6 protein-coding genes and 1 pseudogene are annotated in these 13,036 nt (G+C 46.6%); all 7 read left to right on the top strand.

Features of this window, described 5'->3' with window-relative positions:
• Window positions 1-236: 236 nt before the first annotated feature.
• Window positions 237-587 carry a DUF2200 domain-containing protein gene (locus FFM64_RS11515; protein ID WP_137608178.1) on the top strand — a complete coding sequence of 117 codons (351 nt, stop codon included), beginning with the start codon at window positions 237-239 and terminating at the stop codon, window positions 585-587.
• Window positions 588-864: 277 nt separating this feature from the next.
• Entirely contained in the window at window positions 865-1,932 is a 1,068-nt protein-coding gene (rsgA, locus tag FFM64_RS11510) for a ribosome small subunit-dependent GTPase A (protein ID WP_137608177.1), read from the top strand.
• Between the two features lie 412 nt (window positions 1,933-2,344).
• Window positions 2,345-4,366: a collagen-binding domain-containing protein gene (locus FFM64_RS11505; protein WP_137608176.1), complete on the top strand. Its 2,022-nt coding sequence runs from the start codon at window positions 2,345-2,347 to the stop codon at window positions 4,364-4,366.
• Window positions 4,367-4,956: 590 nt separating this feature from the next.
• A pseudogene (locus tag FFM64_RS12520) lies at window positions 4,957-5,052 on the top strand (KxYKxGKxW signal peptide domain-containing protein); the annotation flags it as partial.
• A 1,380-nt stretch (window positions 5,053-6,432) separates the two neighbouring features.
• Complete coding sequence (locus FFM64_RS12400; RefSeq protein ID WP_223876961.1) at window positions 6,433-6,594, top strand: hypothetical protein; 162 nt, start codon at window positions 6,433-6,435, stop codon at window positions 6,592-6,594.
• A gap of 87 nt (window positions 6,595-6,681) precedes the next feature.
• Window positions 6,682-9,516, top strand: coding sequence for a MucBP domain-containing protein (locus tag FFM64_RS11495; protein ID WP_137608174.1), 2,835 nt, complete (start codon window positions 6,682-6,684; stop codon window positions 9,514-9,516).
• 42 nt (window positions 9,517-9,558) lie between these two features.
• Entirely contained in the window at window positions 9,559-13,032 is a 3,474-nt protein-coding gene (locus FFM64_RS11490) for a MucBP domain-containing protein (RefSeq protein ID WP_137608173.1), read from the top strand.
• Window positions 13,033-13,036 lie beyond the last annotated feature (4 nt).

Genomic DNA, 13,036 nt, shown 5'->3' with positions numbered 1-13,036 from the left:
CCATAAAATATGAATATTAATGAAAATACTGATTTAATAGGATTTATCGTGTGGCTAATTTGTTCTTGCAATTTGGGATAAGAAACTAAGTTCCAATAAGTATTTTTAATACCAGACACATAATTAGGTTGTTTTATCGACATAGATTTTCTAGTATTGGAAAGCTATAATATCTGATGAAAGGTTCTGTTTAGTCTATTTATTTAGCCGTAACTATATAAAGGAGGCACACCCCCATGTCCAATTCCCGCGTTGCCAAAATGCCAGTCGCAAAGGTCTACCCACTATACATCGCGAAGGCTGAAAAGAAAGGCCGCACTAAATCAGAAGTCGATGAAATCATCACTTGGCTAATGGGTTACGATGAAGCCAGTTTCCAACAAGTTTTAGCGGATAACACTGACTTTGAAACATTTTTCGCACAAGCGCCACAACTCAATCTCAACGTGGACAAAATCACTGGGATGATCTGTGGTTATCGAGTCGAGGACATTGAAGATCCATTGATGCAACAAATTCGTTATCTGGATAAGCTCGTGGACGAACTAGCTAAAGGCAAGCCGATGAGTCAAATTCTCAGACAGTGAGTGTGAATCGCTACGTTGCCCTTGACAGTCCAACTAGCAAATGTTAACTTTTAAGTATTAAATTTCAGAGGAGTCGCCTATGTCGGCCGTTCAATAACCATCACATTTTAGACCTGAAAATTGCTGAAAAAACTCAGCTTTATTTGATGTCTCCAAATGCTGGTTGAACGTGCGACTAGGACGATGGTCTTAGTTCGTTTAGCGTACAGCCGAGTTGCTGTGCGCTTTTTTCGTTCACTGGCTGTTACTAGTCGACTCACGAAAGGATTTAATAAAATTGACAATTAATTTAGATAATTATGGGTTAACACCCAACTTTAAACAGGCTGCAACTGCTAACCAAGGACAACTGGCACGTGTTACCGCCCAACACCGCAACTTGTATCAAATTATGACTGAAACTGGTGAGCGTTCGGCGACCGTTTCTGGCAAGTTTGCCTATGAAAAGGCGGATGTAACTGATTTTCCGACGGTTGGTGACTGGGTCATGGTGGACCTCACCACGACCAGTGCTGTGATTCAGCAGGTTTTACCGCGACAAAGTATTCTTGCCCGCGAAGGCGTGGGTAATCGCAGTGATGGTCAGCTGATTGCTGCCAATATCGACACGATTTTCATCTGTATGTCGTTGAACGCAGATTTCAACGTTCGACGGATCGAGCGCTATTTGACGATGGCTTGGGATAGTCAAGCCACGCCGGTTATTGTCTTGACCAAAGCTGATCTGTGTGCGGACTTACCGGAAAAATTAGCGTCACTAGCTGATGTCAGTCTCGGCGTCGATGTTGTAACTTGCTCTGCTAAAACTGGTGTCGGTTACGATGAAATTGCGGATTACGTCACTACTGGCAAAACGGTCGCGTTTATTGGGTCATCGGGGGTTGGTAAATCAACGCTGATCAATTGCTTAATCGGCACTGATGTCCTCGCAACTAAGACCATTCGCGCTGATGACGATAAAGGCCGGCATGCGACGACCGCGCGTCAGTTATTATTGTTACCACAAGGTGGAATTGTGATTGATACACCGGGAATGCGTGAATTGCAACTCTATACGGGCGATTTGGACCGCACGTTTGCGGACATTGCGGCACTGGCGACCGAGTGTAAATTTAGAAATTGCACGCATACAACCGAACCAGGCTGCGCGGTGCAAGCGGCACTTCAAACGGGTCAATTAACGGCTGACCGGCTAGCGAGTTATCAAAAACTTCAGCGGGAGCTGACCTATGATGGGTTGAACTCACGGGAACGTGAACAGGAAAAGGTCAATCGATTATTTGGCAGCAAAAATGCCATGAAACATGTGGTCCGTCAGGCCAAAGCAAAGAATCGACGTCGTTAATTTCAACTTAATCAGCTGTAGCGTTGCCCTTCGGAAATCAGTTTTCGAGGGGCTTTTGTTTGATAACAGCCTTTCAACTGAAGTCAGAAAATGGTCAAGTTGTACGAACGCTAGAATAGACAAAAGCCGATGGACGCGACCATCGGCTTTTTGTTATGTCATGAAATACAGTTAAAATGAAAATGACTTTTATGATTAAACAACGAATTTTTTACACAAATTGCATCCAAATTATCTAGCTAATAAAAGGGATAAACCGTTGTGCCAATAACGTTTGTCAAGATAGTATAATTTATAATTTCATATAAATAAAATCGTTTAGGAGTGTTGATTGTTTCTTTGAAAAGCGTGAAAATAGAATTGAATTCAAGGAAAATTGAAGATTTAAATGAAAATTTTAGGTGGGGATATCATGGAGCGTAAACGGACGAATTTTAAGATGTACAAGATTGGGCGTCGTTGGGCTTTTGCCTGCGCAATTTTATTAACATTGGGGAGTTCAACGGTGATTGCCAATGCGGATACCGACGCAGGTAATGGGTCGGTAGCTGGTAATAATACAGTTACCGGCCAAGCTAGCTCGACTAGTGATGATTTAACCAGCCAACAAGCGCCGTTGAAGTCAGGAACTGATACGAGCGACGATCAATCAGCTACAGGCTCAGAAAAGGGGTCACAAACTGACCAAAGTGGCGTAAAGCCTAGTGATCCGGTCAAACCGGCAGACGTGCAAAAGGCCACCCAGCCTGCAACACCAGCAACTGATGATCAAAAAGTTCAGCAACCGGTCGTACCAGTATCGGAGTCAGATGATCAACCTGATTCAGGAAAAGTTGAACAGCCAGCTGACCAATCAAGTGACACTGTTAAGTCACCAGTCGCACCAGTGTCAGCGTCGTTAAAGAGTACGACGCCAACAGCCAACAGTGCGGTTAAAGATGGCGGCACGGTTGAGGATGATTACCCAGATTTACATAACCTACTCGGCATTTCATCACAATTTCATATTTTTGCCCGTGAGGCTGATCTCGGTACACATACCAACGGGAACGTTGCTGTCGGGAATCTGATTGGGAATGTCAATTTTGGGACCAATATTATTGAAGAATTGTTGGATAAAGATATTTCCTATATTCAAAATGTCACGAATATTGCTGGCAGCTCATTTGTTTCTGCTGGGGATACGCGGGTCAATAAAGTTATTTTTGGTGAGAATGTTGAAATTGATGTCAGCAATCCTAACCGGCCAAAAATTAATGGCACTGATATTGACCATTTATTAGCTGAGGAAGTCTATCAGGATAAGAATGGCAATGTTTATATTGATTTTGACAAAGAATTTGCTTTGTTGGAACAGTTAAATGCCGCTTTGAGCGAAAAAACACCCGTTGCCAATTATACTGCGAGTGACTTTCCTGATATGAATAATCGTGTGATTGATGTGAGCGATCTGCAGCCAGATAAAGATGGCAAAATCGTTATTAATTTGAGCGCGGATGTGCTGGCTGGCAATACGCCACTGACCATTAAAGGCTTATCCACGGACAAAGATGGCAATACGGTTATTATCAACGTTGATACTGAAGGCGCGACTGATTATAGTGTTAACTCACCAATTAAAATTATTTATGATGATGGTTCAGATCGGAACAGTCATGAAACGGAATACTTTGGTGATAACCATCTGCTTTGGAACTTCTACGATTCAACCGCTGCGGATAAATTAGTAACTGGCAAGGTTGATTTTAATGCCGTGTTCCAAGGTAGTGTCTTAGCGCCAGCTGCAGAAGTGACTGCTAATCAAAACCTGGATGGTAATATTATTGCTGATAAAGTGAATGTTAGAGGGGAAACCCATCGCTGGGATTTGCAAGACAATGTAGATAATGAAAAAGATCCCGATGATTTCGACAAACCGGTTCATCCAAGTATCGATGTTGATTTTCCTGGAATTGACACCCCTGGGAAGCCTGGAATTGATGTGGAGTTACCAAATTATGAATACGAAAAACCCGTGGCACCTAGCATCGATGTTGAAATGCCAGACTTCGAGTATGAAAAGCCTGGAACACCTGGTATCGGCGTTGAAATGCCAACCATTGAGGAAGAGATTCAGGAGGAGGAAGAACTAGAAGAAGAATTTGAAGAAACTTTGGATGACCCAGTCGGTGAACAAATCGGTGAGGATCAGACCTTATTGACTGAAATCGACCGCGAGATTGAAACGGCTCAGGCCAGTGGCGACACGGCTGTGGTTAAACAACTAGAAGCCCTCAAAGCACGTGTTGAAGCTGCCTTGAAAGTCGCTAAAGGTGAAAGTTTACCACAGACAGGTGAACGTTCAACGAATCCCGCCATGTTCTTAGGGTTAGTGTTGGCTAGTGTGTTAGCGTTCAGCGGCGTTGAAAGTCGGCGACGGAAGCATCAAAATTAATTGAACAAAAAATGAGATTGGCCTTAATTGACCAATCTCATTTTTTGTTTTCCCCAAGTTGAAGCGACTCCTTGACCCCCACAGTACATAAACGATAGTTATTATTAATAAATACCGATTACAATCTATCACTACTACGTTTATTAGTATAATAATAAATGCAATTGTCGGCAAGAATTCTTATAGTGTTTTTGAAAATTAATGATGGCATATTGAAAACGGTTTGATTGTTAAACTTATCAAATCAGTTTGAGCGACTGAATTAAAAAGTATCATAATTAACGAAATTATTGGACTGTTCAGAAATATAAACATAAGCGTTGCTATTTTCATCTCGATAAAACGTATTGATTAATTTTGTAATGGATGAAGAAATTGCCTATCTAAGTGACAATCGATCTTGCCGCATTGTGTCATAAAAATACTGATTACAAGGTCAGAATATTAAGGAAAGCTTACTAACACTGTCCAGGTACAAATTCAATAAATAGTTGTTGGTGTCGAGAAAGTCAATTGTTGCGTCAAAGTTCTCGTGTTAAACCTAAAGTGCAATTTCAGATTGCAGGTTTTAAGAGAGGAGCAGATTGCGTATGCGATTAAAGCAACTTCAGAAAGCTAAAGATGCTCAGACACATTATAAGTTATATAAAGGTGGTAAACGGTGGCTATTATCACTAGTGATCGCTTGTGGGGGACTCTTAATTGGTAGTGCAAGTTTAGCGAAACCGGCGGACGCGGATACGTCACCAGCAACAACGCCAGCGCCAATCGTGTCCACGGCGTCGATTCTACCTTCGAGCGCTGGGACAATTGTGACGAGTACGGCTGACATCACGAGTGCGGCCCCAGCAACAGCCACCAGCACGGCAACTTCAGCGATAACAACGAGTGCAACGAGCACAGCACCGGTTTCAAGTGCAGCGACCTCAACGTCACCAGTAAGTACGGCGACCTCAACAGTACCAGCAAGTACGACACCTACAAGTACTTCAACAACGAGTGCGGCAACTTCAACAGCACCAGTAAGTGCTGCAACTTCAAGCACTTCATCGACAAGTGTGGCGGCATCAACGGTGCCAACGAGTGCGGTAGCTTCTACAGCACCAGCATCGACTGCATCGGCTAAGAGTGCATCACCTTCAAGCACTTCACCGACCAGTGTGGCGTCGTCGACAGCACCAGCAAGTGCGGCGCCTTCAAGTACTTCACCAACAAGCACAGCAACGTCAACAGCGCCAGCAAGTACGGCACCTACGAGCACTGCATTGACAAGTACGGCACCAGCAAGTGCGGCGCCTACAAGTACTTCACCAACGAGTGCAGCAACTTCGACAGCACCAGCTAAGAGCGCAACGACTTCACCAACGAGTGCAGTAGCCTCAACAGCACCACTAAGTACGGCACCTTCGAGTACTGCATCAACAAGCACAACAGCTTCAACGGCAAGCACTGCACCTTCGAGTACTGCATCAACAAGCACGACAGCTTCAACGGCACCGGCAAGTGCTGCGCCTTCAAGCACTGCACCAACAAGTACTTCTTCAAGTAGCTCAACAGCACCAGCAAGCGCTGCAACCTCAAGCACTTCAACAACGAGTGTGGCAACTTCAACGACGCCAACAAGTACGGCGCCTTCGAGCACTGCATCAACAAGCACGGCAGCTTCAACGGCACCAGCAAGCGCTGCAACTTCGAGCGCGGCATCATCAACGGCGTCAACAAGCACGTCGGCAACCTCAACCGCTTCGACCAGTGCTGCAAGTACGGCTAGTTCAGCGACTTCGACAGTAACGACACCAATTAGTGTAACCAGCGCGCCGGCAACCAGTACCGCAGTCTCAACGACACCAACAAGTACAGCCACTAGTGCTGCAACTGTATCAAGCAGTGCGCCAACTTCGGCAGCTGCTTCAACAGCAAGCAGTAGTTCAAGTACAGCGACGTCGACGAGTACCAGTGCTGCATCGTCCACGGCAACTTCTGCGGCCTCTACTGCTGGAAGCGCGACAACTAGGCCTGTAGTTAGTCATCGAGCAATTGTCAAAGTTGTCAGGTTCATTCAGCGAGTGATTACAGTTTTCCAGCAAATCATTAGTTGGATTTTCCGGCCAATCGTTCATTTCTTTGCATCACAACAGGCGACGCATCATGTGGCAACCAGTACTGTCAGTCACCATCACTATACGCCGCAGCGGCATAGCTTTTGGCGCTTATTCTGGTGGTTTTAATAAGTTTTAGTTGATTAAAGTCGCCGTCAAGTAACTACTAGAAGCTGCTTGGCGGTGTTTTTTCGGTAAACAAAGGAGGGGAATAAGATGCGTTTAAAGCAATTACAACAAGCCAATTTAGTTAAGACTCACTATCGGCTATACAAGTCTGGTAAAAAATGGTGTGTGGCCGTGGTGACACTGGTTGGCGGGAGTTGTCTGGGGGTGACGCTACTAACGCAACCGATCACAGCCAATGCTGCGACAACCACTACGACAAGTATTTCAAGCGCAACAACTGATTCCACAGTGACTTCGGTAGCGCCGGTCAGTTCGGTGGCTGTTCCGTCAACCTCGGCAGCTATTGTTACAAGTGCAACTGGTTCGGCAATGTCGGCTACAACCAGTTCAGCGAGTTCGGCCATGTCAGCAACTAGTGCGCTATCAGCGCCGGCAACCAGTGCTGTTGCCCCGGTTGCGAGTGGTTCGGTTACTTCAGCGGCTACGACAACTCCGACAAGTTCGACTAGCGTCCCAACTTCTGCCAGTCCAGGCAGTGCCGTTGCGGCAAGCTCGACGGTTGCAAGTTCAACCAGTACGGTCCCTGCAGATTCAACCGTCGTGACGTTTGGCGATGCCGGGGTTGCTGCGGCTGTGCAATCTTCTTTGGGCGTGACTGGGCCAGTAACGATTGGAGACATTCGCCAGTTTAAAGGTTCCATCGTAAGCATTGGGACTGATAGTAACATTTTATTGGTCAACGGCACGTTAGCGGGGATTCAAGCGTTGCAATATTTGCCGGCGAAAGCGCTCGTCCAATTAGTGACGCAATATCCAAGTGCCAACATTGATTTGACGCCGTTGATTCCAGTTCATTTTTCTGAAATTGGGATTATGGTGCATGACATGAATGCGGTCAATTTAGCACCACTTCTGAAAGTTGATCCGAGCCAACTCAATGAAATTCAGCTAGTTGGGTCGATCACACCTGGGATTACGGACTATCAAACGAATGCTGATGGCTTAACGAATGCGCAATTGGCCGAATTGAGTCCTTGGCTGACGGCAATTGATAATAATGATACCTATAAGTCGTTTAACTTTGATGAAGGGTCGTTGACAGACTTTTCACCGCTAAGCGGGTTTACAAAAATGGCATACATTGTGGCCGTTGGTCAACGACTCAACGTGGCGGAACCGGTCAATCTGGTAATTGGTCAACCGGCCGTGTTTCAGCCGACACCGATTACTGGTTTAAAAGGGGAATCACTGACTTCTAAGTACGAAATGACTTGGAATGGCGCTGCACCAACTTCCGCCGGACCGACCCAGACACCGCTAACTAAATTAGCGGATGGCAGTTTTGAGATTCCCACTGCGTATCAGGCCGTTCCCAACGCCAACTGGTTTACGTACGGTTTTAATGGGATTGCACATTTTAACGGTAATCGTGCCGATTTTATTACGGTTAATTATCCCAATAATATTACTTTTAGATATGACAGTATGATTTATCAAGTTGCCAATTGGCAAACGGCGCCACAAGTTTACATTCGTTATCTTGATTCGGCGACTAATCAGCTGATCCAGCCGTTTACGAGTAATCCTGGGAAGACGATTGGCACAGCATATGATTTTACCAAATTAACGCAACTATCAGGATATCGTTTCTTACCAACGGATAGTAGTCCGACGACTGGTAGTTATACGCAAGATCCGCAGTATTTGACTTTTGCCTTTGCGAAACTACCGGTTCCGGCTGGAGGGGTGACCGTTTCCTATGTTGATCCGACTGGTCAAGCGATTGCGCCGGCCAAGACGATTACCGGCAATGTGGGTGACACTTATACAAGCGCGCCGATCAGCATTCCTAATTACAGTTATCAGCAACTGGGTTCTGGGAGTTTAGCCACAACTGGGACATTACCAGTGACTGCTAGCAAAGTGGTTTACCAATATGTGCCAGTGACGGTGCAACGAACGGTGACTTATTTGGATACCACTACGCAAAAAATTTTACAGCAACAAAAGCTGACGGGTGACTATCAAAGCACACCGGTAAACCCAACGTTAGCGCCAATCAAGACGTATTTGGCAGCCGGCTATCAGCTAGTCACTAGTGATTTTCCAGCGACTTCATCACCCTTCGCTTCACCGCAGTTAACCGGGAATTACACGGTTCAACTGGCACATCGTCAAGTGACTTGGCAGCCTAATGAGTCGTTGCCACTTGGGATGAACTTGACTCGAGTGATCACACAAACAGTTAGTTTTCGGACTGCAAGTGGTCGTGAACTTGCACCGAGTTTGAGTCGGAAAATTACTTTTCAACGAACAGCGACGGTTGACCAAGTGTCAGGGGCAACCCAATATTCGCCTTGGCAAGCCGTGGAAACGCCGACTTTTACTGCCATTACTGTTCCCGAGTTTGCAACGTATCGTTCAAGCTTGGCTCGAATTAGTGCCGTTCCAGTATCTGCTTTGAGCGCGGATTTGGCGGAGACGGTCTCCTACCATCCAATACAGAGCACGATCAAGGTTGACTATCAGTTAGCTGGTTCTCAGCGACAATTGCACCCAGCTGTTGATTTAACTGGCGAGGTTGGCCAAGCTTATCGTGTCACGGCCCCGGTAATTGCTGGTTATCAGGTGGTTACCCGTGAACTTGCCGGTAAATTTGGCGTGGAACCGACTAGGCTTGTTTTTGATTATGTGCCGGTGGCAAGTACGCTACCATCAGCAACGGGTCGTCCAATGACCGTCCATTCTAAGTCAACTGGACCAGTATTATTAAAAAAAGGTACGCAGCCTCAAGTTGCACAACGGTTATTACCACGACAATTGCCACAGACGAGTGAACAACAGCCGCCAGCAATATGGAAATTATTAGGATTATTACTTTTCGGATTCGTAGGGCCTATTTTAGTGAGAAAACGGCATTAGCTAGGACTAAAAATCCTGGCTGGAAAAAGAGGAGTGTTTGGGATGCGTTTTAAACAATTACAGCGATCCGAAACGGTTCGGACGCATTATCGATTATATAAATCTGGTAAACGGTGGTGTACGGCATTAGTTATGTTGATGGGTAGCAGTGCTCTGGGGGCAACGTTGTTAGTGAAACCAGTGACAGCCAATGCCGCCGAGACGACACCAACGACGACGGTAACCACAACCAGTGGGAGCACCTCAGCAGCAACGAGTAGTCCCTCGATGGCGATTAGTACGGCATCAACTGCGACCAGTAGTGTTTCGGCTACTCAAGCACCGTTGACTAGTGCAACTACTTCGGCAGCGCCAAGTTCATCACCAACTTTGAGTGCAACTAGCAGTGAGCCGGCCTCGGCCGTTTCGGCAATGACTAGTTCTGAGTCAGTCGCAAGTCCGACTTCAGTGGCTAGCGATGCGCCTGCAAGTGTTGTTTCAACTAGTTCTGATTCGAGCGTTGCAAGTGATGGAACCAGTGTTGCTTCAATGCCGGCTTCAACCGCAACCAGTGCAACAGTTTCGTCTGCTACTAGCATTAGCTCAACGCCAACAAGTGTTGCTTCTGTAGCTGCAAGCACCGATTCCACTGCCACGAGTGGTGCGCCAATAGCTACTAGCACTGGCTCAACGCCAACAAGTGTCGCTTCTATAGCTGCAAGTACTGATTCAGTTGCAACCAGTGCGACTTCTGTAGCGACAAGCACTGATTCAGTTGCCACGAGTGTTGCTTCTGTAGCGACAAGTACTGGCTCAGTTGCCACGAGTGTTGCTTCTGTGGCTGCAAGTACTGATTCAGTCGCGACAAGTGCCACATCCACTGCGACAAGTACGATTTCTGTAGCGGCAAGCACTGATTCAGTTGCCACGAGTGTTGCTTCTGTCGCCGCAAGTACTGGCTCGGTTGCCACGAGTGTCGCTTCTGTAGCGACAAGTACTGATTCAGTTGCCACGAGTGCCACTTCCGTCGCCACAAGTACTGGCTCAGCTGCTACTTCTGCAGCTACGAGTGCGACCAGTACGGCACCAACGGTTCCTGATTCAACCGTTGTCACATTCGGTGATACGGGGATTGCAGCGGCTGTTGAAAAGAGTTTAGGTGTCACTGGACCAGTAACGGTCGGTGAAATTCGTGCCTTCAAAGGCAATACTTTTAACGTGAGTGGTAGTGATTTAACCGTTACAGGGACTCTGGCTGGCATGCAGTACTTGCAATACTTACCAGCAACAACACTGATTAGTATGGATGTTAATTTTGCCAATGCGTCGATTGATTTGACGCCACTGATTCCGCTACGGTTTAGCATGGTGACGGTCGACCTTGAGGACATGAGTGCCGCTAACCTTGAGCCATTGACCCAGATTGATCCTAGTCACATCAGTCAAGTGAATTTGATTGGGGCAACCGATACGAATCCTTATCAACTCAATTCGCAAGGGATGACTAATGCGCAATTGGCAATGTTAGGACCATGGTTAACTAAAATTGATAATAATGATGTCACGCGGAATGGTTTCCCAAAGTATTTTGATTTCAGTGAAAATTCACTAACTGATTTTTCACCACTTAAAGGTTTTACCAAACCCGCAACGGTGGCTGCTGGTGGTGAGAGTATCACTGTGGCACCGGCAGTTAATTTAGTGATTGGGCAACCGGCCAGTTTTAAAGCGATTCCAATCACAGGGGTTCAAGGTGAGGACTTAACTTCCCACTATGAAACCACTTGGAATGGTGCTGACACTAGCACCGCCGCGGCGACTGAAACACCGTTGACAGCACTTGGTAACGGAGAATTTGAAATTCCAACGGCTTATCCAACTATGAGTGGTGCTAACTGGTTCTCATATGGTTTCGTGGGTGTTCAGAATACGCTCGGCAACACCAATGATTATATTAAAGTGACCTATCCTAACCAGGTTCAGTTTATTTATGACAGTATGGTCTACCAGGGTGCAAATTGGCAAACTAAGCCGAGTGTCACGGCAACTTTCGTAGATCAAGCAACTGGACAACCGGTGGAACCAGAAGTATCAGAGACCAGTCCTAAGATTGGTGATTCGTTTGATTTTTCTAGTCAGACAGATCTACCAGGGTACGAACTTTTACCAGGATTTAGCAGTGCCACGACTGGGACTTATTCGCAAAATCCACAGTATCTAGAATATCGCTTTGAAAAGGAAGCTGTGGTGGCTGGTGGAATTACCATCAACTATGTTGATCCAGATGGCGAACCAATTGTGCCACCAGAACAGATCAACGGCGATGTTGGGGATAGTTACACCGCGACACCGGCAACGATTGGCAATTATGTCTGCAAGGCAGTGTTGCCAGATAGTGTTGCCACGACAGGAACCCTTGCTTTGGCCAAGGGCACGATCACTTATCAGTACGACCCGGTGACGGTCACTCGTGTGATTAATTATGTCGATGCGATTGCAAATAAAAATATCGGTAGCACGACGTTAACCGTACCATACAAGGGAACAATTCCAGATCCGACTGCGGCCGCCATTGCCGATTATGCAGCCAAAGGCTATCAATTAGTCAGCAATGGTTATCCAGCAGATGGTTCCGCCTTTAGCTCGGCGGCATTGGTTCGAGACTATCGGGTATTGTTCACACATGAGATCGTTACGTTGAATCCTGGTGATACTTTGCCAGCTGGCGTGGTCTTGACACACAATGTTACCCAAACGATCAACTTTAAATACGCCGATGGACAGACGGCTGCACCGAGTGTGACGCGCAGATTAATGTTTACGCGGCGGGCAGTCCAAGATGCCGTGACCGGTGAGACCCAATTAACAACTTGGCAACCAACTGGTGCCAGCAGTTTTGCTGCTTATTCAGTCCCAGTGATTGAAGATTATCAAGCTGATGTGACGCAGGTGCCAAGTACAGTTGTGACGGGTGAAAGCAGCAATTTGATGCGGACAGTTACTTATACGCCTAAAGCTGGTGCCGTGACCGTTGATTATTATCTGGCACGGACGGCCAAAGCGCTCAAGCCAAGCACGGAATTAACTGGAAGTGTCGCGACGCCTTATGATGTGATGGCACCAACAATCGCTGGGTACCATTTGGTAACGGATGAATCTGCTTCGGCAACTGGTGACTATTCAGACCCAGCAGCGACTGTGGCCTTCTACTATGAACCAGATGCAACGAGTCAACCAGGTGTGACAACTGAGACTGCAACGCCAGTTACCCATCGATTAGGCTGGACGGTTTCTTCGCCAAACCGCGGGTCGTTTGTCCGGACTGAATCAACCACAACACCGACGCCGGTACGAACACAAATCCAGCTTGCACCACCAGTTCAGCATCGGTTGAGCCCAGTCACTCATTCAATGGCAAAGGTGACTACTGGTACTTTGCCACAGACGAGTGAACAACGGCCAACCAATATTTGGGGCATTTTAGCCTTAACCATGATTGGGCTAGTTGGTGCAATTCGGTTGCGGCGAGAACGTTAGCAAT

The sequence above is a fragment of the Lactiplantibacillus daoliensis genome (assembly GCF_005405005.1).
GTDB lineage: Bacteria > Bacillota > Bacilli > Lactobacillales > Lactobacillaceae > Lactiplantibacillus > Lactiplantibacillus daoliensis.
This window is presented reverse-complemented; position numbering and strand designations above follow the sequence as displayed.